This is a genomic window from Roseobacter phycocola, from assembly GCF_042055075.2.
In the GTDB taxonomy this organism is placed as follows: domain Bacteria; phylum Pseudomonadota; class Alphaproteobacteria; order Rhodobacterales; family Rhodobacteraceae; genus Roseobacter.
The window spans coordinates 3,986,852-4,012,729 of the sequence record NZ_CP194010.1 but is presented as its reverse complement, the minus strand read 5'-3'; the positions used below and the strand labels follow the sequence as shown (position 1 = coordinate 4,012,729).

Genomic DNA, 25,878 nt, shown 5'->3' with positions numbered 1-25,878 from the left:
TCAAACCGGGTCCTTATTCAACGCTGATATTCTGGCTGTCGATGTATTTTTTACCGGCTTCGAGTGCGGCACGTACCGCATCCGGCACCTGTTTGCGACGGCTCTTGGCCAGTTTGATCAGCATCGGCAGGTTGGCACCGTAAAGTATCCTCCTGTTCCCGGGCTTGCAGGCCAGAAGGCTGAGATTTGAAGGCGAACCGCCATAGAGATCGGTGACAACAACGACACCGGAACCAGTATCTACTTCATCAGCGGCGGCACAGATTTCACGTTCCTTTGCCTTGCGGTCGTGATCTGCGTGAATTGCTATTGCCCGGATGCCGGTCTGCTTGCCGACCACATGTTCAATCGCAGAAAGGTACTCCGCTGCGAGTCCGCCATGTGCGACTATCACAATACCGATCAAGGGTTCAGGCCTCACCATTTTTTCTGCGCAGATCGAGTTCGCGGTGTCTAATTGACACCTGCCAGCCCTCCTCCGCAAGGCGCAAAGCAAGCCTTTCAGCCACTGCAACAGACCGGTGCTGGCCACCGGTACACCCAAAGGCGATTGAAAGATGCGATTTTCCCTCTTCGCGATAAGCAGGCAGCAATAGCAGCGCGAGATCCTCGACTTTTTCAGCAAACCCGGCAAACCGGGCATCGCCGGAGACATAGTCGGCCACTCTGGTGTCACGTCCATCCAGAACGCGCAACTCTTCCACCCAATAGGGATTCGTCAGAAACCGGCAGTCAAACACCATATCCACACTGCGTGGCAGGCCACGTTTGTAGGAAAATGACTGCACCGAAACGCTCAGCCTGTGCTCTCCCCCTGGCGCGAACCAGTTTTCGATTTCAGCACGCAGCTGATGCACGTTCAGATCGGTCGTATCGACCAGAACATCTGCGCGTGCGCGCAGTGGCAGCAGGATATTCAGTTCACGCTGTATGCCCGCGGCCGGCCGGTCATCAGGGGACAGTGGATGCCGGCGGCGTGTTTCAGAATAGCGACGCAGCAGTACATCGGGCTGACAATCCAGATAAAGGAGTTCCGCCGCGACACCGGGTGTGACTGCGAGGCTGCCGAGAACGTCAATAATTCTGGTTGTCGAAAAATCCCTGTTCCGGGGATCAATGCCCAGCGCCATCGGCTTGTCATTCTCGGGCCCGGCCAACAGCGTATCGAGCAGCCGCAGAGGCAGATTATCAATTGCTTCGTACCCTGCGTCTTCCAGAACTTTCAGCGCACTGGAGCGGCCCGCACCGGACGGCCCTGTCACAAAGATAATGCGCCGCGCATGCGTGTCCTGCGGTCTCATAATGTCTCCCTGATGCCGCATCTGAGATATTGCACAATTGCTGCAGGAAAATAGCTGGCTTCAACTTTGTGAAGACAGGGCAGTGTCACGCCGAGCAGTGTAACATTCTTTGGAGGCGGCAGCCGGTCGGATTCAATCCGGTTCATATCGACGACTGCGCCGACACGCCCGGCAGCAGCCGGTCTGGCGTTCAGTATGCCAACACCACGGGCTTCAATCATCCCCGAAATAGATTCCGGACAGGATGCCAGAAGATCTTTGCCCTCTCGCGTGATAATGGTCCGGTCATCTGCCAGGAGATCAGCACCCAGCGCCATCAGCTGGAGGGCAAGCGCCGATTTTCCGCTGCCGGCAGCGCCCAATATCAAAAGCGCATGGTCATCAAGAACAACGGTACTGGCATGCAGGGTTTCAGACCCCGGCGGCTGGCCGATGAGCGGATCAGCCGCCAAGGTTCAGATCGGCAGGCCCACGACAAAGCGTGCGCCCAGCGGATCCGATGTGATGTCTGCTTCTGTCGGACGAATGTTCTCGGCCCAGATGACGCCACCATGTGCTTCCACGATCTGTTTGGAGATGGCAAGTCCGAGGCCCGAATTGTTGCCAAAATGCTCGTCTGGGCGTTGTGAGTAGAAGCGTTTGAAGATCTTGGATAGCGCCTGGTCAGGAATGCCCGGGCCAGTATCCTCCACGACGATCAGCACACGGTTCTCTTTCTTACGGGCCCAGATCCGGATGGCGTCACCATCTTCACAGAAAGAAATGGCGTTTGTGATCAGGTTGACGAATACCTGTGCCAAACGTGCTTCGAGGCCATGTACCGTGATCGGCGTGTCCGGCAAGTCGGTGATGAAATCGATACCACGCGACTGAGCATCCTCGCCCAGATACTGGCCCAGATTGGTCAGCGTGCCCAGAACGTCAAAGGGCTCTTCTTCTTCCTTCACGAGTTCACTGTCCAGTCGCGAAGCGTTTGATATATCACTGACCAGCCGGTCTAATCGCCGGACATCATGGTCAATGACATCGAGCAGTTTTTCTCTCTGATCCTCGCGTTTGACCATGCGGAGTGTGCCGACAGCGGAGCGCAGTGAAGCGAGCGGGTTCTTGATCTCGTGTGCCACATCTGCCGCAAACTGTTCGTTGCCATCAATTCTGTTGTAGAGCGCGGAGATCATACCGCGCAAAGCACCGCTCAGGCGACCGATCTCATCGGGCCGCGCCGTCAGATCAGGGATACGGATGCGACCGGGGTTCATCTTCCGGGCGTTCTTGTCCCGGCCCAGTTCAGCCGCAGCGGCAAGATCAGCAAGAGGATTGGCGATGGTAGACGCCAGAACAAGGCTCAGGCCGATCGAAACGACGGTAGCGATCACAAACATCTGCAAAACGCGCTCGCGTTCTGTCCGCACCAGTTTGTCGATTTCACCTGCGGCCGTTGCCACCGCAACGACACCAACCGGTTCCCCGTTCTGGAAAACCGGCGTCGCCACGGTAAACAGCACCCCACCGGCGACATCAAGACCATCGCGGATCTGGGTTCCCTCCCGCAGCGTTTCGCTGACAATCGGCCGGATCCGGTCTTTCATCGGTTCGACGGCTACTTCTTCGGTTTCGCTGAATGGTTCCGACACGGTCGTCCAGAGCCAGCTCAGTATGTCCGTCAGGAAAGTTTTGCCACCGATCCCACCAGCGATTTCGTCTGCAGCCAGATTGCCTTCGATACTTGCCACAAGCCTTTCGGTCGGGTCGAAAACAAACACCTCGATGCCACTGCGCAGGTCGAGACCGGATAATGTGTCCGATACATCAATACCGTCACCGGTTGCGAGACTGACCGGCGCGCCGGCAGGCAATCTGGCCTCAACAACGTCAGCGATCAGTTCCGCTTCGGACACCAGCGATGCCGCACGCTGAAGCGCGAGACTGTCACGGGAAGAATTAAGATATAGAATGCCCGCAACAAGAATGTTGAGGGCAATCAGGTTGAATGTGATGATTTTCCGAGTGAGCGGCGAAGTACGCAGAGACATCAGGCCCCGGCGTTCCCGGCTGGCGCGCATCTCATTACCGGCCGCACTGTCAGGTGCGACCCAGTCTTCTCCGAGAACGAGGTCCTCGTCCCTCGGTTGAGGGGGCGTCATATCCCGCACGAAAGTCCTTTCGGCCAGGGCCACGGTTACTTATTCTTCGTTATACCTGTAGCCGATACCGTACAGCGTCTCAATTGCCGAGAACTCATCATCCGCCGTCCGCATCTTCTTACGCAGACGCTTGATGTGGCTGTCGATCGTGCGGTCATCTACATAGACCTGATCGTCGTAGGCCACATCCATCAGCTGGTCTCGGGATTTTACAAAGCCCGGACGCTGAGCCAGTGCCTGAAGCAGCAGGAATTCCGTGACGGTCAGAGAGACGTCTTTGCCCTTCCAGCTGACAGCATGGCGCAGCGGATCCATCCGCAGGTCACCACGTTCCATCACCTTGGTTTCTTCGCTGTCAGCAACCACGTCGCCGGCGACCGCATCCTGGCGCCGCAAAAGAGCGCGGATACGTTCCACCAGCAGGCGCTGCGAAAACGGCTTCTTGACGTAGTCGTCCGCGCCCATCCTCAGGCCCAGAACCTCGTCAATTTCGTCGTCCTTGGACGTCAGAAAGATCACCGGCATCGCGGTTTTCTGGCGCAGACGCTGCAACAGATCCATGCCGTCCATCCGCGGCATCTTGATATCCAGAACTGCCATGTCCGGCAGTTTTTTGTTAAACGCGTCAAGCGCGGCCTGACCGTCGTTGTAAGTCTCAACCTCGAAACCTTCGGCCTCAAGCGTCATCGAAACGGACGTCAGGATGTTCCTGTCGTCGTCAACAAGCGCGATTTTAGACATTACCTGTTTCCTTGTACTGCTCATTTCTTGGGTTTTTGGAAATATTCACCATCTTTCACCCGATCGAATCAATCGTTAACTGCGAATCAGTGCAGCACCTGGGCGCAATTGGGGCATAATTTGGTTACGGATGACTAAATTGCCGCACATTGTTGACGGCTTCGTTAAAATGATAGCGCCCACATAAACCATGTCCGCACCTTCATCCGACAAAGTTCACAATGGTGGCGCTAACTCCCTGAAAGCGTCCTGTTCAGGACACAAAACGTCATGTTAAGAGCCCGTGTGGGTGTGGATAAGCCGTTCGCACAGTTTCAGTTTCCTGCCGCAACAGGCAGCACATCAGGAGAGAGCGTAATGACACATGGGCGCGTCAACCCGGACTTCAGACTGGAAGATCAGGGGATAAGGGGCCTTGGAAATGTTTATTACAACCTGATGGAACCCGACCTGATCGAGAACGCTCTGTCACGTGGCGAAGGACGCCTGGGCAAAGGTGGGACGTTTCTTGTCACCACCGGAAAATTCACCGGCCGGTCCCCTAAAGACAAACACGTGGTCAAAACCGACAGTGTTGCCGATACAATCTGGTGGGACAACAATGCTTCCATGTCGCCGGAGGGCTTTGATGCCCTGCATTCAGATATGCTCACACACATGGAAGGCCGGGACTGTTTTGTTCAGGACCTTGTTGGCGGCGCTGACCCCAAACATGCAATCAATGTGCGGATGGTTACGGAGCTGGCGTGGCATGGCCTTTTTATCCGCCATATGCTGCGCCGCCCTGATCTTGAGGACCTCGACGAGTTCACCGCAGATTTCACCGTGATCAACTGCCCCAGCTTTCAGGCGGATCCGAAGAAGCACAACTGCCGCTCTGAAACCGTGATAGCGATGAACTTTGACAAAAAGCTTATCCTGATCGGTGGCACCGAATACGCCGGCGAGAATAAGAAATCCGTCTTTACGCTGCTGAACTACCTGCTGCCGGAACAGGGCGTGATGCCAATGCACTGCTCTGCCAATCACGCGAACGGCAACCCGGTCGACGCCGCGGTTTTCTTTGGTCTCTCGGGCACCGGGAAAACAACTCTGTCGGCCGATCCGTCCCGGACCCTTATCGGGGATGACGAGCATGGCTGGTCAGACACCGGAACGTTCAATTTCGAGGGTGGCTGTTACGCAAAGACCATCAACCTCAGCGCAGAAGCAGAACCGGAAATCTACGCAACCACCGAGAAGTTCGGCACGGTCATTGAAAACATGATCTATGACGAAGAGACCCGGGAACTGGATTTTGACGACGACAGCCTGACCGCGAACATGCGCTGCGCCTACCCGCTGCACTATATTTCAAACGCTTCTGAGGCTGCACGCGGCGGTCATCCGAAGAATATCATCATGCTAACCTGCGACGCATTTGGTGTTCTGCCTCCGATCTCGCGCCTGACACCTGCTCAGGCGATGTACCACTTCCTGTCCGGCTTCACATCAAAGGTTGCAGGTACAGAGCGTGGCGTGACCGAACCGGAGCCGACCTTTTCCACCTGCTTTGGCGCACCCTTTATGCCGCGACGCCCGGAGGTTTACGGCAACCTTTTACGCGAAAAAATCGCCACACACGGGGCCACGTGCTGGCTTGTGAATACGGGCTGGACCGGCGGAGCTTATGGAACAGGCAGCCGTATGCCGATCAAAGCAACACGCGGCCTGCTGACCGCGGCGCTGGACGGATCGCTCGCCGATGCAGAATTCCGCAAGGACCCGAATTTCGGTTTCTCAGTGCCGGTAGACGTAAAAGGCGTACCCAGCATTCTGCTCGATCCACGGCGGACCTGGGACAACCCGGAAGCCTACGACCGTCAGGCAGCCAAACTGGTGAAGATGTTCTCGGATAACTTCGCGCAGTATCTGCCGTTCATCGACGAGGATGTGCGCGCAGCCGCTATCAGCTGACGCGCTGCTGATCGACAACGCAAAGATACCGCCCGCCGCCGCCATCAGCCGGCGGGCGGATCTGCTTATCAGGCCGCCATGTCCAGAATATCTGACAGTGGCATATCCAGCAGGAAGCGGATGTCGTCACGGCCGACATAGACCAGATAACCTTCCAGCGGGTTTTCATTATTCTTAATGTACCAACGCAGCGCACTTGGCTCCATGTGCATATATCCGTGGCGCGCGGGGAAGCCTTTGAAGACAACTGTCCGCTCCATGAAGCCAAAAATGTAGTCCGGATCGTACATCTGCAGTCCGAGCAGGAAAGCGTACCGCCCAAGGATGTAGGAAAGACCCGTTCCGCGGTACTGTCCGGGCTCGCCGCCCATCCAGAATTCGCCATGGTAACAGACCTGCCCCTTGATACGCTGGGCGCCAGGACCGGCTCTGTAGCGGGAGCGCTGCATGTCAATATCGAGGCAGGACGGCGGGTAATCGACAAAGCGGTGACGCAGATAATCCGACAGATAGCCGCCGCGCAGGTCCACACAGCGCATTGCCTGAGTATGCATGATTGTTCCATTACCGTCCCGTCCCGCAATCCAGAAGGAATTTGCAGGAGTCATAGGCTGGAGATCCGGGTTCAGAGGCGCACCCAGAGTGTGTCCCGGACGGGCCTCGGCAAGTATCTCGCGATACTCGTCAAAGTCGTGTCCGACCTGAAGTTCTATACCGTGCTCGTTCAGCAAACTTGAGCTGCTGGCCAGGAACCGTGTTCCGTCCTGAAAGGTGTGCAGGGTCATTAGGGGTTCTCCTCTGATGGCATTACCATCACAGGTTAACCTAATTTATCATTGCCTGCTCGTATTTTACGCAGGACGGGTCGAAAGCCACCTGCGAGTCCAGCGGCGCCATATCCAGGACACCGGGATCAAGCCCGGGTATATTGATTTCGCGTGACCGGTCCAGCACCGCAATCAGCGCGAAACTCCCGTCCGGGAAAGCACCTCCCAGCAAAAGTCTGTGATAAGCTGTCGGCACAAGATCACCGCCTGGCATGCGCGGGACCTGTGTAAATATCTGATCTAAGCGACATCCTCCTGTTGTTTTAACGTCTTTGTAAGGCAGATCGAGCATCAGTGCGAAATCCTGACCACCCGGAAACTGGCCGATCGGCCGGCCGATACTGCTCCGGGCGTTCGTCCAGCCAAACCAGATTGAGTAAAATGACTTTTCGCCCATTTCCACACAGATCCAGCCGGTCGGCGATTCTCTGTAGACCATCAGATAGGGGCGGATATGCGCCATATTTTCGTGTTCAATATGGCCGCCGCTCATAGTCCAGGCGCGGAACGCCTCGCGGAACAGAATGTTTTCCGGCTTCCAGATCACGTCGATTCGCTGCTGATGCTGATGGAAACTCCAGCCGTTTGGCTGACTGTGAGACAACGTCAGCAAACCGCTGAGGTGATTCATATCTCCGCTGAGCCATGCATTGCCCCGCGCCAGAATCTCCTGAGCCGCAGGCAGCGCCTGCTCGCCGGCTTCCGTCAGGCGGTACTGACGATCCTCGATAGCGAACAGCTCAACACCCTTCGCTTCCTCCAGCAAAGCGATGTGACGGCGCACTGTCTGGCGCGTGCTGCCCAGCTCCCGAACCGCATGGCTGAGGTTCAGGGTTCTCGCCAGAGTAGTAAAAGAACGGATCATCTCATGCAGAAGGCTATGAGATTCCGCAGTCTTTCTGGCGACCGGGGCAGACTCGGTTGGCTTCATAATCTCGTTCATTACGCACAATGGTAAATAAATCACCCACCAATGCAACATTTTTCACCCATCAACTGAACATTTTTAGTCAAAAAAAAATAAAAGGTAGTCAGTTGATCGAAACGCCATTTCCCGCGAAGAGAGTAATCAGTCTCAACCAGAGGTGTTAAAAAGTATGTCCCATCCTGTAGATGTTCATGTTGGAAGAAAGCTCAAACAGATCCGCACAATCCGTCGTCTGTCCCAGACTGACGTTGCGCGCGAGCTGAGCCTCTCTTTCCAACAAATTCAGAAATATGAAATCGGCTCCAATCGTATTGCCGCCAGCCGGCTTTACGAACTGTCCAGAATTTTGGACGTTCCAACGTCATATTTCTTTGAAGGCCTTGATGCTTCGGAAGAAGCCGAAAAGGGTCGCGATCCCAGCATGGAGATCGTGACCGCGCTCGCCGCAATTCGCGACGACACTGTAAAAACCCGGATCGTCACGTTCATCGAGGACGTATCCGGTGTGACTGTTGCCCGTCAGGGATAAGGGGGGAATCGGCCCTGAGCCTGATTCCTGAGTTACGAGTGAGAAGCCGATGTACCGTGCCAGAAAGGCCGGTAGATCGGTTTTTTTTCGTCTGAGGGTCAGGTATCCTGGACGCTGAGCGTTGCATCGCAGCAAATTCGCCAGTTTCCTTGCGTAATTTTCATACAAAATGCCGCACCACAATGTATTTTTGTTGCGCTGCACCTGCAAAGTACCTAGACCACAACAGGACCGCAGGAGGATGTTGAAATGGCCCATGACGGACAGGACCCGGTAGGAAGTCCCGAAGTACTGCTCGCTGATCTTATGACGCTGACAGCCGGAGCTCTCCCGGCAATCGACAGCATACTCGAAACAGCGCGGGATCGTGTCAGGAACCTCGTCGCACCGGACGGCCGGGTTTCGGGAACACTGGTAGAGCAGCATCAGACAGCTGCGCATGGTCTTGCGTGGCTGGCCACCTATGTGCAGTCGCTGCATCAGATGCAGAAATGGGCAGAGGGCCTTCAGGCGGAGGGAAAGTTCAACGAGACCGAACAGCTGATCCTGCAGATCGCTTTCGGTGAATACCTCTGGCAGATCTATGGCGGCATCCAGATGAACCAGGGCGAGATCCTTCGCCTGCAGGATCTGGGTCTCGGCCAGCAGGACATGCGCGCGATGATGGAACCATCCGTCATGACGCTCACACAACATGGTAACACCCAGGCGGCGCGTACACGCCTTGTCGACCTGATGCAGGAACATGCCGCCAACATCATGGTGGGCGCGTCCGGCCTGGATGATGAACTGGAGATGATCCGCGAGCAGTTCCGCCGCTACGCCGTCGAAAAGGTCGAACCCTTTGCCCATGAATGGCACCTCAAAGACGAACTTATCCCCATGGACGTCATTGAGGAACTCGCCGAAATGGGCGTTTTCGGTCTGACGATACCGGAAGAATACGGCGGCTTCGGTCTGTCAAAGGTGTCGATGTGTGTGGTCTCCGAAGAATTGTCCCGCGGCTACATCGGCGTGGGCTCGCTGGGAACGCGCTCTGAAATCGCCGCCGAGCTGATCATCGCCGGGGGCACGCAGGAGCAGAAAGAGAAATGGCTGCCGCGTCTCGCCTCAGCTGAAACGCTGCCGACTGCCGTTTTCACGGAGCCCAACACCGGGTCCGATCTGGGAAGCCTGCGCACCCGCGCCGTGCGGGACGGAGATGATTACCGGATTACAGGCAACAAGACGTGGATCACCCATGCGACCCGCACGCAGATCATGACCCTGCTCGCACGCACGGACCCGGAGACGACAGACTACAAAGGGTTGTCCATGTTCATCGCGGAAAAAACACCCGGCGATGTTGAGAACCCCTTCCCGACCGAAGGCATGACCGGCGGCGAGATTGAGGTTCTGGGGTACCGCGGGATGAAGGAGTACGAACTGGCGTTCGACAATTTCTTTGTCAAAGGCGAAAACCTGCTCGGCGGCGAGGAAGGCAAGGGCTTCAAGCAACTGATGGAGACCTTTGAATCCGCGCGTATCCAGACGGCAGCCCGCGCCATCGGTGTGGCCCAGTCCGCGCTGGACATCGCGATGCAATACGCCCAGGACCGCAAACAATTCGGCAAATCGCTGATCTGCTTTCCCCGGGTTTCAGGTAAACTGGCAATGATGGCAGTGGAGATCATGATCGCCCGACAGCTGACGTATTTCTCGGCTTTCGAAAAGGATGAAGGACGGCGGTGCGACGTCGAGGCCGGCATGGCCAAGCTGCTGGGTGCACGTGTTGCCTGGGCCGCTGCGGACAACGGCCTGCAGATACACGGCGGCAATGGTTTTGCGCTCGAATACAAGATCAGCCGTGTCCTCTGCGACGCGCGTATCCTGAACATCTTTGAGGGTGCTGCTGAAATCCAGGCACAGGTCATCGCCCGGCGAATCCTGGGCTGAGGCCGAACGAACGCAGTTTCTGCCCCTGAGCACCGCTTCAGGGGCGGTTCCGTTGTTGCAACGCATCATTCTTACGCTGCGCCGCGGCGAAACGTCCCGTATTGCGCGAATGGCCGCCCATCAGCTTGCGGATCACCGTCCGGCTTTTTAAGGCTGTGGTATGAAACGTACCCGCCTGAACCGTCAGTCCTGGATTGATGCCGGCCTCCGGGCGCTGGTGGCTGAAGGGCCGACAGCGCTGGCCGCAGAACCGCTGGCCCGTCAGCTCGGTACGACCAAAGGTTCTTTTTACTGGCATTTCAAAGACGTGCCGGATTTCCAGAAAGCCGTGATCAGGGACTGGCAGGGCCGCGCGTTTGCAGATGTCGTCGATGCATTGGCGGAAGAAGGCAACGCAGAACAGCGTCTGCGCCGGTTTGGCAAACGTGTTCTCGCCGACAAACAGGATCCGGCCCTGCGCACCTGGGCGCGTACCGATAAAACCGTGGCACGCGCGCTGGCTCAGGTCGATGCGGAACGTCTGACCTATCTTGGCAACCTGCTGAGGCAGCTTGGCATCACGAACCCTGAATTTGCGCAAAGCGCTCTCGCGACGATGATCGGCCTGCCTCAGATCGGCGGGAGGACACGCCCTGCCCAGGCATTCGACACCCTTGCCGATCTGGTCGTCGCACTGCAATGACGTCCCGCGTCCTTCTGCTGGCTTCAGTGGGTGCAATGATTTTTGCAGCCTCCTGCCGGAAAGACGAAACGGTTGCCGCTTACGGCGCTTCCGAAAGGGTGTGGACACTGGCAGAGATAGACGGAGAACCTTTCAGCGCGAATGCTACGCTGATTTTCCCGGAAGCAGGCAAAATCACCGGCAACGCGCCCTGCAACAGCTATTCCGCCAGTATGACCGTACCCTATCCCTGGTTTGAAACAGGTCCTGTTGCGGCAACGCGTATGGCCTGTCCTGATCTGGCCGCCGAAACCCGTTTTTTTGCCGCGCTGGATGAAATGACCCTGTCAGAAGTGTTGGGCGACACACTGATCCTGTCGACGCCGGAAGGCCGCAAGATGGTGTTCAGATCCGACGGCTGAACAGATCAACAAACCGCGCGCGGGCGTCGGGAAGCGGCTTGTCACCAAGATCCCGCGCAAGATGTTGCGTCAGAAAATACCCGGTGGTCACAAAGCTGTCGGCGATCTCCTGATCCGGTGCATTGCCTGTACCGCGCAGGACCGGCGGCAGCGGCAAAAGGCGATCAGCCCATTCCCCTGCCGCGCCCCGCGACACAGCACGCCCGGATTTAGGAGACACGTATATCAGGTCTTCCTGCGTTCCCGTCACCGCGCAACGATCCAGTTCCAGCGCATAGCCCATTTCGTGCAACAGCCGGACTTCCCATTTCAGGTAGGCCAGCGGCCAAAGGTCCGGCTGGTCCAGCAGATCCAGCAGTTGCTCTGTATGACGATACAGTTCCGGATGTGGTTCCCGCTCTGGCAGACAGAACCCCAGCAACCCCGTGACGGCATTCAGCCCGGCCAGTGCCAGACGTTCACCAAGCGCGGAAGCTGCCCGGCTGCGCACCGGTTCAACACGGAAACTGCCGATGTGATCCTCAAGCCTTGCCTGCCACACAAGGTCAAGCTGGGCACCCGGTTGCAGATGTGGCGCAATTTTACGGCTGGTCCCACCGCGCACCACGCCGGCGTGCCTGCCGTGGTCGGGTGTAAAGACTTCAATGATCGCAGATGTTTCGCCATGGCGGCGGGTGCTCAGCAAAATCCCCTGATCCCGCCACTCCATCAGACCATCCCGGGCTGGTCCAGCAGATGTCGGCCCTGCCGGTCTTCTACTTCGATGACCCAGATGTCCGGGTCAAAACCGCGCTGGCGCGCTACCGCGCCGTCAACATCCGCCTCTGACCCTGCACAAAGCGCTGACCACGCCTGTTTGTCCTCCAGAAGATCCCAGGTGCGGTGGAAAAGCTTTGCGCCACCATCCAGCGTGTTCAGCTTGACCAGAACTGCCCCCGCCGTGTCATCGCCATGCGCCACGACGAACGCAGGAATATCAGCCCCCCGCAACCGCGTAAGATAGGCATCGACCCAGAAACGTGCCGTCAGCCGCGCCATCAGATGTCACGCCCGCTGAAAAGCGTCGGATGATCAGTCGTTACCATCCCTGAACTCCAGACCCATCTCCGAATAGCGCTCGGCTTCATCCAGCCAGTTGGGACGGACCTTAACCTGAAGAAACAGGTGCACCCGCCGTCCCAGAAATTCCTCAAGCTCTTCGCGCGCCGCCTTCGATACTGCTTTGATCGTCTCACCTTTGTGACCCAGAACGATCCCCTTATGACCGTCGCGCACCACATAGATCAGCTGGTCAATCCGGGCCGACCCATCCTTGCGCTCTTCCCACTTTTCGGTTTCGACGGTGAGCTGATAGGGCAGTTCCTGGTGCAGACGCAGCGTGAGTTTTTCACGTGTCATTTCCGCCGCGATCATCCGCATCGGCAAATCGGCAATCTGGTCTTCCGGATAGAGAAACGGCCCCTCGGGCAGCTCCACGGCCAGCCATTTCCGCAGATCGTCAACACCGTGTCCCCGTTCTGCCGAGATCATGAAGGTTCCCGCGAAGGCGTACCGGCTGTTGAGATCCCGACTGAGAGCCAGCAAGGTTTCGGCAGGCACCCGGTCTATCTTGTTGATCGCGAGCGCTACGGCCCGCCCTTCGCCGATATCCGCAAGCCCCTCCAGTATGCGCTCAACACCTTCGGTCACGCCGCGATGCGCCTCGATCATAAGCACGATGACATCCGCATCCGCAGCACCGCCCCAGGCGGCCGCGACCATAGCCCGGTCCAGCCGGCGGCGGGGCTGGAACAGACCTGGCGTATCCACAAAAACGATCTGGCTCTGACCCTCCATCGCGACACCCCGGATGCGCGCACGCGTCGTCTGCACCTTATGCGTGACAATGGACACTTTGGCACCCACCATGCGGTTCAGAAGCGTGGACTTGCCCGCGTTCGGTTCACCGATCAGGGCCACAAAACCTGCGCGCGTTGTCATTCCGATTTCTCCACTTCGGCCAAAAGAGCGGCAGCGGCGGCCTGCTCCGCCTGACGCTTTGACCCTGCACGGGCATCCTGGCTGGCGCCGTTCTCCAAGCTCGCGAGGATTGTAAACTGGGGGGCATGATCCGGGCCGGTACGTGCCGTTTCCGTATAGACTGGTGGCCTCAGCCCCCGTGCCTGCGCCCATTCCTGCAATGCTGTTTTCGCGTCCCGGGCATCTCTTTCAACCTCGTGCACGCGGGCGCCCCAGAGGCGCAGAACCGTCTCCTTGGCAATGCTGAAACCCGCATCTAGGTAAATCGCGGCAATAACGGCCTCGATCCCGTCACCGAGCAACGCCTGTTTGCGCCGTCCTCCGGACAGCATTTCGGACCGCCCCAGCCTCAGGACTGCCCCGAGATCAATGTCACGGGCGACATCGGCGCAGGTTTCCTTGCGAACCAGCGCATTGAAGCGCGGCGCCAGCTGTCCTTCGGATGCTTTGGGGTCCAGTTCCAGCAGCGCCTCGGCCATAACAAGACCCAGAACACGATCGCCAAGGAATTCCAGACGCTGGTTGTCGTCCCGGGTGGCAGATGACATCGACGCGTGGGTTACCGCCTGGGCCAGCAGTTCAGGCCGGGAGAAGACGTGGCCCAACCGGTCCTGAAAGGCCCGCAGTTCGGTCGAGAGCTTCACTCGACTGCCTTAAAGAAACGGTCTCCGCGCCATGTCCAGAAAAACAGCATCGACCGGCCACCCGAAGAAAACATGATGCGGTCTGCACGTCCGATCAGGTTTTCGTAGGGAACGAAACCGACACCCTGGACCTGCTGCGCCAGACGGCTGTCTGCTGAATTGTCGCGGTTGTCACCGACGAAGAAATAATGTCCCTCAGGAACAGTGTAGATCCCTGTGCGGTCGGAGGACTGGGGACCAATGTCCAGAACGGTGTGCCGTGAGCCGTCCGGCAGCGTTTCAATCGCCCGGGTCTTGAGACAGGCGCCACCGTCACCCACAGGGCCGTTCGAGCAGCGCGGGCGGCGGCCTTCGGGTCCCTGAGGCTCCATGAGTTCCTCAAAGGTACCAGCCGGTTCCTGCGGCAGCACCTCACCGTTCAGAACAATCAGCCCGTCCTGCATCTGGATCTTGTCACCGGGAAGTCCGATCAGGCGTTTGATATAGTCACGCCCCGACACCGGATGACGGAACACGACTACGTCACCCCTCTCCGGGTCCCCGCCGAGGATGCGTGTGTTGTCCCCGTCCAGAAAGCCACAGATGTTTTTGGCGTCTATATCGACACCGAAACGCGGCATATACAGGCTGGGACAGGACGCATAGGAATACCCGTACGCCATCTTGTTCACGAACAGGAAATCACCGACCAGCAGGGTCTCTTTCATGGAGCCGGACGGGATCCAGAAGGGCTGGAAGAACAGGGTGCGGAAAACACCTGCAATCAGAAGCGCATAAACAATTGTTTTAACCGTCTCGACAAAGGCGTTCTGCGGTTTCTTTTCTTTGGCTGCCATGTGGCGGATTCCTGAATGGTTTGGGCCGTAATGCGCAGGCAGACCGGGCAAGTCAAGGCGATCACCGGTCACACGTCCGTATCAGGCGGTGCGCGGTCGCGCCTCAATCACAACGAAGGCCTGCGCCCAGGGGTGATCATCGGTCAGGGTCACGTGAATAATCGCTTCATGGCCGTCTGGCGTCATTTCGGCAAGCCGGTCAGCCGCCCACCCTGTCACCTGCATCACCGGCTGGCCGCTGCGCAGATTGCTGACAGCCATATCCTTCCACGAAATGCCCATGGCGAGCCCCGTGCCCAGTGCTTTTGAGCAGGCTTCCTTAGCGGCCCAGCGTTTGGCGTATGTTCCTGCAACATCCTTTCGGCGTTCCGCCTTGCGCTGTTCTGTTTCCGTGAAAACGCGGTTTTTGAATCGATCACCAAAGCGGTCCAGAGTGCCCTGTATCCGTTCAATGTTCGCGAGATCGGTTCCGATACCGAGGATCATAGTGCGCCCTTCGCCTGCCTGCCGTCTTGTAGCGTGGGATTTCGCCGGAGAAAACAGCCGCGCGCTGTATCAGACAAGGCGCGCCGTCAGTATCCGCACCCCGGCGAACCCGAACAGAAGACCAAAAGCCAGATCAAAGACGCGGCGCGCACGGGCATACCCCCGCGCGACCGGCCCCCAGGAGAAAAGCATCGCGTAGCCAAGGAAGACAATGCAGGAGCAACAGAAGAGTGCCGCAAAGAGGCTCCAGACATCGGTGGGCCCGGCATTCTGCGGAAGGGCTATAGCATAGATCGCCCCCCAGCCGAGAACAGCTTTCGGGTTCATCAGATGAAGCAGCATCCCCCGGCGGAACAGCCGTGCGCGTGGCACGTCAGGCGCAGCGATACTGTTGCGGAGGCCTGCCGAGCGCAGCGACCGGACAGCAAGCCAGAAGAGATAGGCCGCACCGGCATAGCGCAGAAATTCAAACAGCCAGACGTTTGCCATCATGACGGCCGAAAACCCCATGGCAGCGGCAATGCCCCAGGACGCAGAGCCTGCCAGGATACCTGAGGCTATTGTCAGACCGGCAAGGCGACCCTGCTGCATGGAAGTGCCGGAGATTGCCAGCGTCGCCGGACCCGGACTTCCGCCGGCAATCATCCATCCGATCAGTATGACCGAGAGCGGAATAAGCGTTTCTGCCGATTCCATGGGACAAATGCCTCTCAACCTTAAGGAGTGTAGCGATCCAGAACAATTTTGAGTCCCGCTTCGTAGCTGAAGCGTACCGCAATACAGGCCACGACTGCCAGTGCAACAAGCGCGAGGGCAAAATTCATCGGCTCAATCTGCCCCAAAACAGCGACATGGTGCGGTGAAAAAATGCGGAAAAGGGCGTAAATCGCGTCCAGCACCAGCACGGCCATAGCCGTCATACTGAGGGCCGCGAGCCAAATCGTATCGCGTTGAGGCCTTTTTTTATGGGATTTTGCGTAATTCTGCCCCTCAAGCAGGGCGGCAAGAACAAGACAGGCGAAAGGGACGGGGCTCAGACTTATGCTGAGACCAGAAACAATAAACACAATCTGAGCAATTACCGCCACAGCGGCGAGAGAGAGAATCATGGTCAGACAGAATCGGATGGGGCGGAACATTGTGAAAACCTTAAAGAAAAATCTATAAGCGCAACCTAGGGGAGAAATGTGTCAACTTCTGGGCAAAAGTTGCCACATTTCTGCCACAATGCGGAAATCCGCCTAGCGCTCTCGTAATACGGGTAGGCCACACCCGTAAAACAGTAACCGAAGCCTAGGTACGCGCCTCGTCCATAAGCCGGCGCATCTCCGAGATTGCCGGTCCAAGTCCAAGAAAAATGCTCTCCCCGATCAGGAAGTGCCCGATGTTCAGTTCCATCACCTCCGGGAATGCGGCAACCGGTGTGACCGTGTCATAAGTCAGACCGTGTCCCGCGTGCACTTCCAGCCCGAGGCTGTGCGCAAAGGCGGACATTTCGCGCAGCGCATTCAGTTCGCGGTCGCGTGCTTCCTGATCATCTTCTGCGTGGGCGTCGCAATAGGCCCCGGTGTGCAGTTCTATTACCTGCGCCCCGATACGGTGCGCGGCCTCAATCTGGCGTTTGTCTGCAGCGATGAATATGGACACGCGGCACCCGGCATCCCGCAGTGGCGCAATGAAATGGGCGAGACGGTTTTCCTCGCGCGCGACTTCCAGGCCACCCTCAGTGGTGCGCTCTTCCCGCTTCTCCGGCACAATACAAACCGCGTGCGGTCTGTGTCGCAAAGCAATTTTCTGCATTTCATCTGTCGCGGCCATCTCAAAATTCAGCGGCACAGACAGAACGTCCATAAGACCTTCGATATCCGCATCCGAGATATGACGGCGGTCCTCGCGCAGGTGTGCGGTAATCCCATCCGCCCCCGCTTCTTCAGCAATACGCGCTGCCCGCAACGGATCAGGATAGGCGCCGCCGCGCGCATTCCGGACTGTGGCCACGTGATCAATGTTTACGCCAAGGCGCAGTTTTCCAGCAAAAGACATACGTCCCCCTTTTTATTCCCCGGCTGAATGATGTTCCGCTTTGCGCTTGGCATCCGCTTTTGCCGCGGCTTTCGCCTTGAGAGCGTCAAACTTGGCTTTTATGGCGCCTTTCCGGCGCTTCTGATACGCCCTTATGAGCGGCACAGAAAGATAATAACACAGCGTCGCAAAGAAGATACCCGGAAGAACACCGCCCACCATATAGGGGAAAAAAATCTCGTCATAAAATACGTGCCAGCCGCTCCAGTCGGCCGTGTCATCCGTGAACAGAGCTTTGAAGTTGTCTTTGAGGTCCGCGCCCGCATCCACGAATTTACCGCCGAAGGAACGGTGCATCCCTTCGTCGACCGTGTCACCCAGAAGCCAGTGGCCGGTTGACAGCGCTGCGACCCCGATCGGCACATAGGTCAGCGGGTTGCCAAAGAAGGTCGCCATCAGCGACGCGATCACATTTCCGCGCATTACGGTCGCAAGACCGGCCGCGATAAAGAAATGAAATCCGTAGAACGGTGTGAATGAGGCAAAAACACCCGCCCATATGCCGCGCGCGATGCGTTCAGGGCTGTCGGGCAGACGCCGCATCCTGTGCTTCACATAGTGAAACGCCCGTGCCCAGCCTCCGCGCGGCCACAGAAACTCAAGCAGGGCACGGGGCCAGCTTTTGGGATCTCTGCGTTTAAAGACCAAGCGGTGGTGTCCTCATTTCATCGACTGCGTGGCGACCATGACAGATCATCGTGAAAATATGACTACCAGATGACCGGGTTGCGACATCAGCCGGGAGTTTCTGTTTGCTGCTGCGACATATTGCGCGACCGGGTAACGTCGGCCACGTCGCTTTCGGCCTCTAGCGTGAGCATCAGCGAGTGCAGATGCGCCACATCCCGAAGTTCGACATAGATCAGCAGTTTGAAAAAGTCAGGTTTACGGTCAACAAACTGCAGATCAGAGATATTCGCTCGGGTCTCTCCGATCAATGTGCAGATGCGTCCCAGTGTGCCCGCGTCATTGTTCAGCGTGACTTCAAGCGTCGCACCGTACACCGCCGGATGGCTGCCCTCGTGCCAGCGCAGGTCCAGCCAGCGTTCAGGCTGGTCCTCGTAGGCGCCGAGGCGGTCACAGTCGATGGCGTGCACCACCACGCCGCGCCCCTTGAACGTAATCCCGACAATCCGTTCACCCGGCAGCGGCTGGCAGCAGAACGCCCGGTCGAATGACTGGTCCGGCGACAGGCCGATTACAGCGCGGCTGGCGTCAACCTTTTCACCCTTTTTGGGCGTCAGGTCAGGATAGACGGCCTGTACGGCTTCGCGACCGGTGATTTCGGCGCTGCCAAGGCGCGCCAGCAGATCATCCCGGTTTTTCAGGCGCATATTCCGGGCAGCCGTCGACAATGCCTTGTCCGTCGCTTTGCGGCCGACATGTTCGAAAGCAGAGCGCGCAAGTTCCCGGCCGAGTTTCACAAACCGCGCCCGGTCTTCCTCACGCAGGGATTTGCGGATGGCGGCCCGTGCCTTACCGGTCGTGGCAATATCCAGCCACGTCGCCTGAGGGCTTTGGCCCTCAGCGGTGATCACCTCGACGTTCTGACCGTTCTTGAGACGCGTCCAGAGAGGCACGCGCATATGGTCAACCTTGGCCCCGACGCAGGCCATGCCGATCCGGGTGTGGATGGCAAAGGCGAAATCAATCGGCGTCGCACCCCGGGGCAGTTTGACGACCTCGCCCTTGGGCGTGAAGCAGAAGACCTGGTCCGAATACATCTCCAGCTTCACGGCTTCGAGAAAATCCTGGTGGTCCTCTTCCGCGTCGAACTGTTCCGTCAGCGTCGTGATCCATTTCGCCGGGTCGACAGCAAAAGGGTTCTGACTGCGCACGCCGTCACGATAGGACCAGTGCGCCGCAACGCCAGTCTCGGCCACGTCGTGCATCTGGCTGGTGCGGATCTGCACTTCGACACGTTTGCCATCTCTGCCGGAAACAGTTGTGTGGATAGAGCGGTAGCCGTTTGATTTCGGCTGACTGATGTAATCCTTGAACCGCCCGGGCACGGCGCGCCAGCGCTGGTGAATGGCACCCAGCGTACGGTAACAGTCTTCTTCCGACGCTGTGATGATCCGGAATCCGTAGATGTCCGACAGACGCGAGAAGGTCTGTTCCTTTTCCTGCATCTTCCGCCAGATGGAATACGGCTTTTTGGCACGGCCGAAGACCTCCGCCTCGACACCCGCCTTGTCGAGTTCGAGGCGCATATCACCGGTGATGCGCTGGATCACATCGCCGGTTTCGCGCTGCAGGTTGATAAATCGCCGGATGATACTGGCGCGGCCTTCAGGATTGAGCACCCGGAACGCCAGATCCTCCAGCTCCTCGCGCATCCACTGCATACCCATCCGGCCTGCCAGCGGCGCAAAGATCTCCATCGTTTCGCGCGCCTTCTGCGCCTGCTTTTCCGGGCGCATCGCCTTAATCGTGCGCATATTGTGCAGCCGGTCGCTGAGCTTTACCAGAATGACACGCAAATCCTTGGACATCGCCATGAAGAGCTTGCGGAAATTCTCCGCCTGTTTGGTCTCTGTGGAGTTCAGCTGCAGGTTCGTCAGTTTGGTGACACCATCGACCAGTTCAGCCACTTCTTTGCCAAACCGCGTCTCAACCTCGGAATAGGAGGCCTTGGTGTCTTCGATTGTGTCGTGCAGCAATGCCGTGATGATCGTTGCATCATCCAGCTGTTGCTCTGTCAGGATTGCCGCAACGGCCACCGGATGGGTGAAATAGGGTTCACCCGAATGGCGGTACTGACCCTCATGCATATCGCGGCCATAATCATAGGCCGCGCGGATCAGGTCAGCGTTGGTGCGTGGATTGTATTTTGCGACAAGCGCGATCAGATCGTCGGCAGTGATGTCCGGAACTTCGACCGTCGTTGCCATGCCATGTCTTCCTCAGGCAGGCGAAGGGCCCTGTCAGCCCTGCCCCTGTGCCGCCATCAGCTGGCGGAGCAGCATCTCTTCGGACATGCTGTCTTCTTCCGGCTTGTCCTGTTCGGCTCCCATCAGAAGCGCCATTGCGTCTTCTTCCGGCTCGTCCACCTCGATCTGGTTCTGGTTGCTCTCGATCAGGCGTTCCCGAAGCTCTTCCGCGCTCTGGGTTTCATCCGCAATCTCACGCAGTGATACGACCGGATTCTTGTCGTTGTCGCGGTTCACCGTGATCGCGGCACCCGAAGAAATCTCGCGTGCGCGGTGCGCGGCCAGCATAACCAGTTCAAAACGGTTCGGGACTTTATCGACGCAATCTTCAACTGTGACGCGGGCCATGGGATTCTCCGTGCGGAAAAAGGATGTCAGAAGTGCGCTATTTAGGGCGGATCAGCCAGGTTTACAAGCGCCTATTCTATTGGCCTGACCTCTCCCCGGTCGCTTTCCGGCAAAGCATCCAGCATCTGGGAAACGCTTCTGCCCAGCACCGGATGTACCCAGTCCGCTGCGACATCCGCCAGCGGGACGAGAACAAAGGCACGCTCCTGCAGCCGGGGATGGGGCAGGATCAGCGTATCCGGTGTTGTCGACATCTGGGCCTCAAGGCTCATCCGGCGCCACGTTTTGTGGGTCTGCGCGTCCGGCAGCACAATTTCATCCATTGCAATGAGATCCAGATCGAGGGTCCGGGGCGCCCACCGTTCGCGACGCTCCCGACCCATTGCAGCCTCGACGCTGTGCAGCAGAAGCAGAAACTCCTGCGGCCCAAAATCGGTTTCGACCGCAAGTGCGGCATTCACGAAATCGGGTCCGTTTCCGGGTGGAAAAGCCGGTGTCCGATAGTAGCGGCTGACGGCGCGAATCATAGTTCTGTCCGTTTGGACAGCCGTTATACCCTTTCGGATAGTTTCCCTTGCGTCACCTGATACCGATGGATAGTTTGACCCTACGGCGACCAGGGCAACTGACCGGAATTGAGGCAGCTTTCCGCCTGTTATTATGGGTTTGCGCCCTTGCGACACCTGGAAAATCCCCTATTTTGCCCCTCAAACGGACCGCACAATAATTACGCCAAAAGGTTCAGAGTACCAGCGTCCGGTACCATCGGAAGGACTGACCATGTTTTACAAGGACGAGCGTCTTGCTCTGTTCATAGACGGCTCGAACCTGTACGCCGCCGCAAAAGCGCTTGGGTTTGACATCGATTACAAACTGCTCCGGCAGGAATTCATGCGCCGCGGAAAACTTCTCCGCGCATTTTATTACACAGCGCTTCTGGAGAACGACGAGTACTCTCCGATCCGCCCCCTGGTGGACTGGCTGAACTACAACGGCTTCACCATGGTGACAAAACCTGCGCGTGAATACACGGACAGCATGGGCCGCCGTAAGGTCAAAGGTAACATGGACATCGAACTTACCGTCGACGCCATGGAACTCGCACCACGCGTTGATCACATCGTGCTGTTTTCCGGCGACGGCGATTTCCGGCCGCTGGTGGAAAGTCTGCAACGCTCCGGCGTGCGCGTGTCGGTCGTCTCGACCATCCGCAGCCAGCCGCCGATGATCTCTGATGAGCTCCGGCGCCAGGCGGACAACTTCATCGAGCTGGATGAGCTGAAGGACGTCATCGGACGCCCGCCGCGGGATTTCGCCGAAGCCAGCAACGGCTGACGGGCTTTCGGGGCAACGCGGCTCTGGACGCTGCGCTGCCAAAGGCTTAACTCTGGGGGTGACAACCGGAGACTGTGATGACCAGACCGCCCCTCACTCTCTATCTTGCAGCGCCGCGCGGTTTCTGCGCGGGCGTCGACCGTGCCATCAAAATTGTCGAGATGGCGCTCGAGAAATGGGGCGCGCCGGTCTATGTGCGCCATGAAATCGTGCACAATAAATTCGTGGTCGACGGACTTCGGGACAAAGGCGCGGTCTTCGTTGAAGAGCTGTCTGAATGTCCTGACGACCGCCCGGTGATCTTTTCCGCACATGGTGTGCCGAAATCTGTCCCTCAGGCAGCACAGGCCCGCGAGATGGTCTATGTCGATGCGACCTGCCCGCTTGTGAGCAAAGTGCACATCGAAGCGCAGCGCCACGCTGACAACGGGTTGCAGATGGTGATGATCGGTCACGCAGGTCACCCGGAAACCGTGGGGACCATGGGCCAACTACCCGACGGAGAAGTCATTCTTGTCGAAACGCCTGAAGACGTTCAGAAAATTTCTGTGAGGGATCCCGAACGCCTTGCCTATGTGACGCAGACGACGCTCAGTGTCGACGACACCGCAGATGTGGTTGCCGCGCTTCAGGCACGTTTTCCCGCCATCGCCGGACCGCACAAGGAAGACATCTGCTATGCGACCACGAACCGCCAGGAGGCGGTCAAGGCCATGGCCCCGAAATGCGATGCGATGCTGGTCGTGGGAGCGCCGAATTCCTCCAATTCCAAGCGCCTCGTTGAGGTTGGTGCGCGTGCTGGCTGTGACTATGCACAACTCGTTCAGCGCGCGGATGACATCGACTGGCGCGCGCTGGAAGGTATCCGCTCGGTCGGAATCACAGCCGGTGCGTCGGCCCCTGAGGTGCTGATCAACGAAGTGATCGACGCTTTCTGCGACCGGTACGATGTAACACGCGAACCGGTCGAAACCGCCGTGGAAAACGTGGAGTTCAAAGTACCCCGCGTCCTGCGCGAACCTGCGTGACCCGGCGATGGACCTGATTTTTCTGCACGGTCCTCCCGCAGTTGGCAAACGCACCATCGCACACACTCTGGCAGACCTTCTGCCTGCCAGAGTGCTTGAAAACCACGACAGCATTGATGTCGCCAGGACCGTGCTCGACTTCGGCGCGCCCGGTTTCTGGGATCTGGTCGGCGAGCTACGGATGTCTCTTCTCCGTGCAGCGGCCCGCTCGGACGCAGCCTTTGTTGTGACCACCGCCTGTTACGTGCATCCTGACGATCTGCCCGTCGTCGCGGAATGGGAGGCCATTCTGACAAACAAGGGCGGAAGGCTGGTTCCCGTATTTCTGCATTGTGCAACGGACCTGCTGTTCGAAAGAGTGGGGGCGGCAGACAGGCAGGCGCGCGGCAAGCTGACATCACACGATGGTCTGCAAAGCCACCTCGACCGCAATGACTATTGCGCTGTTCCCCACCCGGATGTCATCAGTGTGGACACAGGCCAGCATGAGCCCGGCGCGGCCGCTGAGCTGATCCGGGCACAGATTATGGACCGACGACCCGCCGCATCTGGATCCGCACCCGTTACCCTCTAACTTTTGACGGACGCATCAACCTTCATTCAGCAAAGCCACTATGACCCGCATTCCTACAGCCCCCCTGATCCTTGGCCTCGCCGGTCTGATCCCTTTTATCTGGGGGGCGCTGACCTACCTCAGCGGCCCGCTGGCCCAGTGGGGGCTTGATCATCTGGGGTCCCGTTTCATCGGGCCCTATGTGCAATTGTTTTACGGCTCGGTCATTCTCTCGTTCATGTCCGGGGTGCTCTGGGGTTTTGCCACCAAAGCCAGTGGTGCTCAGGCCGCGATGGGGTACACGCTGTCGGTCATTCCCGCGCTCTGGGCATTTTTCATGACAGGCGGCGGTCCGGTGACGGCCGGACTGAATCTGATCTTCGGTTTCGCCGGGCTTCTGATCCTGGATTTTGCCTTTTTCCGCTGGGGACTGACGCCCGCGTGGTGGATGAACCTGCGCGTTCTGCTGACAACAATCGTTCTGGCCTGCCTGGCTGTGGGGGTATTCCTGTGAGTGACGAAGAAACACTGAATGTCTATGCCGAAAAGGCCGCTGAATATGCCGAGCTTACGCGTGACGCCAATGACCGCGACCCGCTGCTGACCGCCTTTATCGCAGACCTTCCGGCCGGAGGCCGCGTTCTGGATCTGGGGTGTGGCCCGGGCACGTCGGCTGCCGTCATGGCCAGCGCCGGTCTTGAGGCGCATGCCTGGGATCCGGTGGCGGAAATGGTCGCCCTCGCAGCTGCTCAGGACGGTGTGACCGCGCGGCAGGCCGGCTTCGACGATCTCACGGACGTGGATGCCTTCGACGGTATCTGGGCCAACTTTTCTCTGCTCCACGCAACGCGGGACGAGATGCCCGGGTATCTGTCCGGCATCGCACGCGCCCTGAAGCCGGGAGGGCGTTTTCACATCGCGCTGAAATCCGGCACCGGCAGCAAACGTGACCGGATCGGCCGGCGATATACATATTACACGGACGCAGAACTGACCCGATTGCTCGAAGACGCCGGCATGGTGGTGACCGGTAGGTCCAGCGGTGTCGGCAAAGGCCTTGACGGATCAGAGGCCGCATGGATAAGCCTCGCCGCACATGCCTGAGCTTTTCGCATACACAGATGGTGCCTGTTCGGGCAATCCCGGCCCGGGGGGCTGGGGTGCGCTGCTGCAGGCAATGGACGGCGCGACTCTGGTCAAGGAGCGGGAACTCAAGGGTGGCGAGCCACAGACCACCAACAACCGTATGGAACTGATGGCCGCCATCAGTGCGCTGGAAAGCCTCAGCCGTGCCAGCACGATCACCATTGTGACCGACAGCAACTACGTCAAAAACGGGATCACCAGCTGGATTCACGGGTGGAAAAAGAATGGCTGGAAGAACGCTGCCAAAAAGCCCGTTGCCAATGCCGAACTCTGGCAGCGCCTGGATGCGGCAAACCAGCAGCACAACGTCACCTGGAAATGGGTCAAAGGTCACGCCGGGCATCCGGAAAATGAGCGCGCAGATGAACTGGCGCGGTCCGGTATGGCCCCCTTCCGGAAATGACACTACTCGCGCTGCTCGACTACGCTTCGGTGTTTGTCTTTGCACTGACCGGTGCGCTGGTCGCCAGCCGGCAACAACTTGATATCGTCGGGTTTGCATTCGTCGCCTGCCTGACGGCTGTGGGCGGCGGCACCGTGCGCGACGTTCTCCTCGATCGCAACCCGATCTTCTGGATCGCCCAGCCCGCCTACATAGCGGTGGCCTGCGCTGCTGCGGTCGTCGTCTACCTGACAGCACACCTTTTCGAAAGCCGGCTTAAAACGCTGATCTGGCTGGATAGTTTCGCCCTTGCCGTGGCAGTCCCGGCGGGAACCGGTGTGGCGCTCGCACTTGAACAGCCAGCGCTGATCGTTGTGATCATGGGCACCATCACCGGATGCCTTGGCGGGTTGCTGCGGGATGTGGTTCTGAACGATGTCCCAGTGGTTTTGCGGCAGGGCGAACTTTACGTAACCGCCGCCTTCGCCGGGGCTGCAGCCGGTGTGATGGCCCGAACGTTCCTTCCGGATGTGCTCCTGCCGCTGCTGATCTGTGGCGCCGTGACATGGTGTCTGCGCGCCGGTTCCCTGGCCTTTGGCTGGAGCCTGCCGGTTTACAGATCAACGCCACCGCGCAGCTGAT

At 58.3% G+C, this 25,878-nt stretch carries 32 protein-coding genes; 12 read left to right on the top strand and 20 right to left on the bottom strand.

Annotated elements, in window-relative coordinates; translation table 11 throughout:
• Positions 1-13 precede the first annotated feature (13 nt).
• Genes AB4K19_RS19850 through AB4K19_RS19830 form a run of 5 tightly spaced genes read right to left on the bottom strand, consistent with a single transcriptional unit; the run spans position 14 to position 4,186 of the window.
• The gene (locus tag AB4K19_RS19850; RefSeq protein WP_375229956.1) at positions 14-406 is read right to left on the bottom strand and encodes a PTS sugar transporter subunit IIA; all 393 of its coding nucleotides are present in this window, start codon (positions 404-406) and stop codon (positions 14-16) included.
• Positions 407-410: 4 nt separating this feature from the next.
• Positions 411-1,301, bottom strand: coding sequence for an RNase adapter RapZ (gene rapZ / locus AB4K19_RS19845; RefSeq protein WP_375229955.1), 891 nt, complete (start codon positions 1,299-1,301; stop codon positions 411-413).
• Entirely contained in the window at positions 1,298-1,753 is a 456-nt protein-coding gene (locus AB4K19_RS19840; RefSeq protein ID WP_375229954.1) for an HPr kinase/phosphorylase, read from the bottom strand. Before AB4K19_RS19840 ends, rapZ begins: the two co-directional genes overlap by 4 nt.
• 3 nt (positions 1,754-1,756) lie before the next feature.
• Positions 1,757-3,445: a sensor histidine kinase gene (locus AB4K19_RS19835; protein WP_375229953.1), complete on the bottom strand. Its 1,689-nt coding sequence runs from the start codon at positions 3,443-3,445 to the stop codon at positions 1,757-1,759.
• 39 nt (positions 3,446-3,484) lie between these two features.
• Positions 3,485-4,186, bottom strand: a complete 702-nt coding sequence (locus AB4K19_RS19830; RefSeq protein ID WP_195819692.1) for a response regulator transcription factor — start codon at positions 4,184-4,186, stop codon at positions 3,485-3,487.
• A gap of 357 nt (positions 4,187-4,543) precedes the next feature.
• On the opposite strand from AB4K19_RS19830, the gene AB4K19_RS19825 reads away from it, so the two are divergent.
• Positions 4,544-6,142, top strand: coding sequence for a phosphoenolpyruvate carboxykinase (locus AB4K19_RS19825; protein WP_375229951.1), 1,599 nt, complete (start codon positions 4,544-4,546; stop codon positions 6,140-6,142).
• 68 nt (positions 6,143-6,210) lie between these two features.
• Here the strand turns inward: AB4K19_RS19825 and AB4K19_RS19820 are convergent, their stop codons facing one another.
• The gene (locus AB4K19_RS19820) at positions 6,211-6,927 is read right to left on the bottom strand and encodes a hypothetical protein (protein ID WP_375229950.1); all 717 of its coding nucleotides are present in this window, start codon (positions 6,925-6,927) and stop codon (positions 6,211-6,213) included.
• 40 nt (positions 6,928-6,967) lie between these two features.
• On the bottom strand, positions 6,968-7,834 hold the full coding sequence (locus AB4K19_RS19815) for a LysR family transcriptional regulator (RefSeq protein WP_375229949.1): 867 nt from the start codon (positions 7,832-7,834) through the stop codon (positions 6,968-6,970).
• A gap of 232 nt (positions 7,835-8,066) precedes the next feature.
• Between AB4K19_RS19815 and AB4K19_RS19810 the strand changes: the two genes are divergently transcribed.
• The 4 genes from AB4K19_RS19810 (at position 8,067) to AB4K19_RS19795 (ending at position 11,444) form a co-directional block, all read left to right on the top strand.
• Entirely contained in the window at positions 8,067-8,426 is a 360-nt protein-coding gene (locus AB4K19_RS19810) for a helix-turn-helix domain-containing protein (RefSeq protein ID WP_375229948.1), read from the top strand.
• 249 nt (positions 8,427-8,675) lie between these two features.
• Positions 8,676-10,361: an acyl-CoA dehydrogenase family protein gene (locus tag AB4K19_RS19805; RefSeq protein WP_436398648.1), complete on the top strand. Its 1,686-nt coding sequence runs from the start codon at positions 8,676-8,678 to the stop codon at positions 10,359-10,361.
• Positions 10,362-10,521: 160 nt separating this feature from the next.
• On the top strand, positions 10,522-11,043 hold the full coding sequence (locus AB4K19_RS19800) for a TetR/AcrR family transcriptional regulator (RefSeq protein ID WP_375229946.1): 522 nt from the start codon (positions 10,522-10,524) through the stop codon (positions 11,041-11,043).
• Positions 11,044-11,078: 35 nt separating this feature from the next.
• Positions 11,079-11,444, top strand: a complete 366-nt coding sequence (locus tag AB4K19_RS19795) for an META domain-containing protein (protein ID WP_436398647.1) — start codon at positions 11,079-11,081, stop codon at positions 11,442-11,444.
• Here the strand turns inward: AB4K19_RS19795 and recO are convergent.
• The 13 genes from recO to folK form a co-directional block, all read right to left on the bottom strand.
• Positions 11,428-12,153 carry a DNA repair protein RecO gene (gene recO / locus AB4K19_RS19790; RefSeq protein ID WP_375229944.1) on the bottom strand — a complete coding sequence of 242 codons (726 nt, stop codon included), beginning with the start codon at positions 12,151-12,153 and terminating at the stop codon, positions 11,428-11,430. The genes AB4K19_RS19795 and recO overlap by 17 nt on opposite strands.
• Positions 12,153-12,482, bottom strand: a complete 330-nt coding sequence (locus AB4K19_RS19785) for a DUF1491 family protein (RefSeq protein WP_375229943.1) — start codon at positions 12,480-12,482, stop codon at positions 12,153-12,155. The genes recO and AB4K19_RS19785 overlap by 1 nt, the downstream gene beginning before the upstream one ends.
• Positions 12,483-12,515: 33 nt before the next feature.
• Positions 12,516-13,424, bottom strand: coding sequence for a GTPase Era (gene era / locus AB4K19_RS19780; protein ID WP_375230943.1), 909 nt, complete (start codon positions 13,422-13,424; stop codon positions 12,516-12,518).
• Positions 13,421-14,107 carry a ribonuclease III gene (gene rnc / locus AB4K19_RS19775; protein ID WP_436398644.1) on the bottom strand — a complete coding sequence of 229 codons (687 nt, stop codon included), beginning with the start codon at positions 14,105-14,107 and terminating at the stop codon, positions 13,421-13,423. The genes era and rnc overlap by 4 nt, the downstream gene beginning before the upstream one ends.
• On the bottom strand, positions 14,104-14,943 hold the full coding sequence (gene lepB / locus AB4K19_RS19770) for a signal peptidase I (RefSeq protein WP_436398642.1): 840 nt from the start codon (positions 14,941-14,943) through the stop codon (positions 14,104-14,106). The genes rnc and lepB overlap by 4 nt, the downstream gene beginning before the upstream one ends.
• An 81-nt stretch (positions 14,944-15,024) precedes the next feature.
• Positions 15,025-15,429 carry a holo-ACP synthase gene (acpS, locus tag AB4K19_RS19765; protein ID WP_436398641.1) on the bottom strand — a complete coding sequence of 135 codons (405 nt, stop codon included), beginning with the start codon at positions 15,427-15,429 and terminating at the stop codon, positions 15,025-15,027.
• 69 nt (positions 15,430-15,498) lie between these two features.
• Positions 15,499-16,125, bottom strand: coding sequence for a LysE family translocator (locus tag AB4K19_RS19760; RefSeq protein ID WP_436398639.1), 627 nt, complete (start codon positions 16,123-16,125; stop codon positions 15,499-15,501).
• A 20-nt stretch (positions 16,126-16,145) separates the two neighbouring features.
• Positions 16,146-16,568 carry an ABZJ_00895 family protein gene (locus AB4K19_RS19755; RefSeq protein WP_436398637.1) on the bottom strand — a complete coding sequence of 141 codons (423 nt, stop codon included), beginning with the start codon at positions 16,566-16,568 and terminating at the stop codon, positions 16,146-16,148.
• 154 nt (positions 16,569-16,722) lie between these two features.
• On the bottom strand, positions 16,723-17,472 hold the full coding sequence (locus AB4K19_RS19750) for a pyridoxine 5'-phosphate synthase (protein WP_436398635.1): 750 nt from the start codon (positions 17,470-17,472) through the stop codon (positions 16,723-16,725).
• Positions 17,473-17,484: 12 nt separating this feature from the next.
• On the bottom strand, positions 17,485-18,159 hold the full coding sequence (locus AB4K19_RS19745) for a DUF2062 domain-containing protein (protein ID WP_375229938.1): 675 nt from the start codon (positions 18,157-18,159) through the stop codon (positions 17,485-17,487).
• 86 nt (positions 18,160-18,245) lie between these two features.
• Positions 18,246-20,405 carry a RelA/SpoT family protein gene (locus AB4K19_RS19740; RefSeq protein WP_375229937.1) on the bottom strand — a complete coding sequence of 720 codons (2,160 nt, stop codon included), beginning with the start codon at positions 20,403-20,405 and terminating at the stop codon, positions 18,246-18,248.
• A 33-nt stretch (positions 20,406-20,438) separates the two neighbouring features.
• Positions 20,439-20,792 carry a DNA-directed RNA polymerase subunit omega gene (gene rpoZ, locus AB4K19_RS19735; protein ID WP_169639358.1) on the bottom strand — a complete coding sequence of 118 codons (354 nt, stop codon included), beginning with the start codon at positions 20,790-20,792 and terminating at the stop codon, positions 20,439-20,441.
• A 71-nt stretch (positions 20,793-20,863) separates the two neighbouring features.
• Complete coding sequence (gene folK / locus AB4K19_RS19730; protein WP_375229936.1) at positions 20,864-21,475, bottom strand: 2-amino-4-hydroxy-6-hydroxymethyldihydropteridine diphosphokinase; 612 nt, start codon at positions 21,473-21,475, stop codon at positions 20,864-20,866.
• A gap of 97 nt (positions 21,476-21,572) precedes the next feature.
• Here folK and AB4K19_RS19725 point away from each other — a divergent pair, with 97 nt between their 5' ends.
• The 7 genes from AB4K19_RS19725 to AB4K19_RS19695 all read left to right on the top strand — a co-directional run bounded on the left by AB4K19_RS19725 (position 21,573) and on the right by AB4K19_RS19695 (position 25,877).
• Positions 21,573-22,127 carry a LabA-like NYN domain-containing protein gene (locus tag AB4K19_RS19725; protein WP_298844286.1) on the top strand — a complete coding sequence of 185 codons (555 nt, stop codon included), beginning with the start codon at positions 21,573-21,575 and terminating at the stop codon, positions 22,125-22,127.
• Positions 22,128-22,204: 77 nt separating this feature from the next.
• On the top strand, positions 22,205-23,155 hold the full coding sequence (gene ispH, locus AB4K19_RS19720; RefSeq protein WP_375229935.1) for a 4-hydroxy-3-methylbut-2-enyl diphosphate reductase: 951 nt from the start codon (positions 22,205-22,207) through the stop codon (positions 23,153-23,155).
• Between the two features lie 7 nt (positions 23,156-23,162).
• The gene (locus tag AB4K19_RS19715) at positions 23,163-23,729 is read left to right on the top strand and encodes a hypothetical protein (protein ID WP_436398632.1); all 567 of its coding nucleotides are present in this window, start codon (positions 23,163-23,165) and stop codon (positions 23,727-23,729) included.
• Between the two features lie 40 nt (positions 23,730-23,769).
• Positions 23,770-24,222 (top strand): DUF3429 domain-containing protein, encoded by a 453-nt coding sequence (locus AB4K19_RS19710; RefSeq protein ID WP_436398630.1) that lies wholly within the window; start codon positions 23,770-23,772, stop codon positions 24,220-24,222.
• Positions 24,219-24,812, top strand: coding sequence for a class I SAM-dependent methyltransferase (locus tag AB4K19_RS19705; RefSeq protein WP_375229933.1), 594 nt, complete (start codon positions 24,219-24,221; stop codon positions 24,810-24,812). The genes AB4K19_RS19710 and AB4K19_RS19705 overlap by 4 nt, the downstream gene beginning before the upstream one ends.
• Entirely contained in the window at positions 24,805-25,257 is a 453-nt protein-coding gene (gene rnhA / locus AB4K19_RS19700) for a ribonuclease HI (protein WP_375229932.1), read from the top strand. The genes AB4K19_RS19705 and rnhA overlap by 8 nt, the downstream gene beginning before the upstream one ends.
• A complete protein-coding gene (locus AB4K19_RS19695; RefSeq protein ID WP_375229931.1) occupies positions 25,254-25,877 on the top strand; it encodes a trimeric intracellular cation channel family protein in 624 nt (207 codons plus the stop codon). The genes rnhA and AB4K19_RS19695 overlap by 4 nt, the downstream gene beginning before the upstream one ends.
• The last annotated feature ends 1 nt before the right edge of the window (position 25,878 follow it).

Bases quoted from the DNA above. Each gene is read 5' to 3' on its own strand.
- rnhA (WP_375229932.1), top strand. From the start codon at position 24,805: ATGCCTGAGCTTTTCGCATACACAGATGGTGCCTGTTCGGGCAATCCC.
- AB4K19_RS19825 (WP_375229951.1), top strand. From the start codon at position 4,544: ATGACACATGGGCGCGTCAACCCGGACTTCAGACTGGAAGATCAGGGG.
- AB4K19_RS19725 (WP_298844286.1), top strand. From the start codon at position 21,573: ATGTTTTACAAGGACGAGCGTCTTGCTCTGTTCATAGACGGCTCGAAC.
- rapZ (WP_375229955.1), bottom strand. From the start codon at position 1,301: ATGAGACCGCAGGACACGCATGCGCGGCGCATTATCTTTGTGACAGGG.
- AB4K19_RS19830 (WP_195819692.1), bottom strand. From the start codon at position 4,186: ATGTCTAAAATCGCGCTTGTTGACGACGACAGGAACATCCTGACGTCC.
- AB4K19_RS19805 (WP_436398648.1), top strand. From the start codon at position 8,676: ATGGCCCATGACGGACAGGACCCGGTAGGAAGTCCCGAAGTACTGCTC.
- rpoZ (WP_169639358.1), bottom strand. From the start codon at position 20,792: ATGGCCCGCGTCACAGTTGAAGATTGCGTCGATAAAGTCCCGAACCGT.
- ispH (WP_375229935.1), top strand. From the start codon at position 22,205: ATGACCAGACCGCCCCTCACTCTCTATCTTGCAGCGCCGCGCGGTTTC.
- AB4K19_RS19750 (WP_436398635.1), bottom strand. From the start codon at position 17,472: ATGTCTTTTGCTGGAAAACTGCGCCTTGGCGTAAACATTGATCACGTG.
- AB4K19_RS19695 (WP_375229931.1), top strand. From the start codon at position 25,254: ATGACACTACTCGCGCTGCTCGACTACGCTTCGGTGTTTGTCTTTGCA.
- AB4K19_RS19800 (WP_375229946.1), top strand. From the start codon at position 10,522: ATGAAACGTACCCGCCTGAACCGTCAGTCCTGGATTGATGCCGGCCTC.
- AB4K19_RS19710 (WP_436398630.1), top strand. From the start codon at position 23,770: ATGACCCGCATTCCTACAGCCCCCCTGATCCTTGGCCTCGCCGGTCTG.
- AB4K19_RS19740 (WP_375229937.1), bottom strand. From the start codon at position 20,405: ATGGCAACGACGGTCGAAGTTCCGGACATCACTGCCGACGATCTGATC.
- AB4K19_RS19755 (WP_436398637.1), bottom strand. From the start codon at position 16,568: ATGTTCCGCCCCATCCGATTCTGTCTGACCATGATTCTCTCTCTCGCC.
- AB4K19_RS19785 (WP_375229943.1), bottom strand. From the start codon at position 12,482: ATGGCGCGGCTGACGGCACGTTTCTGGGTCGATGCCTATCTTACGCGG.
- AB4K19_RS19815 (WP_375229949.1), bottom strand. From the start codon at position 7,834: ATGATCCGTTCTTTTACTACTCTGGCGAGAACCCTGAACCTCAGCCAT.
- AB4K19_RS19760 (WP_436398639.1), bottom strand. From the start codon at position 16,125: ATGGAATCGGCAGAAACGCTTATTCCGCTCTCGGTCATACTGATCGGA.
- era (WP_375230943.1), bottom strand. From the start codon at position 13,424: ATGACAACGCGCGCAGGTTTTGTGGCCCTGATCGGTGAACCGAACGCG.
- acpS (WP_436398641.1), bottom strand. From the start codon at position 15,429: ATGATCCTCGGTATCGGAACCGATCTCGCGAACATTGAACGGATACAG.
- AB4K19_RS19820 (WP_375229950.1), bottom strand. From the start codon at position 6,927: ATGACCCTGCACACCTTTCAGGACGGAACACGGTTCCTGGCCAGCAGC.
- AB4K19_RS19835 (WP_375229953.1), bottom strand. From the start codon at position 3,445: ATGACGCCCCCTCAACCGAGGGACGAGGACCTCGTTCTCGGAGAAGAC.
- AB4K19_RS19795 (WP_436398647.1), top strand. From the start codon at position 11,079: ATGATTTTTGCAGCCTCCTGCCGGAAAGACGAAACGGTTGCCGCTTAC.
- lepB (WP_436398642.1), bottom strand. From the start codon at position 14,943: ATGGCAGCCAAAGAAAAGAAACCGCAGAACGCCTTTGTCGAGACGGTT.
- AB4K19_RS19715 (WP_436398632.1), top strand. From the start codon at position 23,163: ATGGACCTGATTTTTCTGCACGGTCCTCCCGCAGTTGGCAAACGCACC.
- AB4K19_RS19810 (WP_375229948.1), top strand. From the start codon at position 8,067: ATGTCCCATCCTGTAGATGTTCATGTTGGAAGAAAGCTCAAACAGATC.
- recO (WP_375229944.1), bottom strand. From the start codon at position 12,153: ATGGAGTGGCGGGATCAGGGGATTTTGCTGAGCACCCGCCGCCATGGC.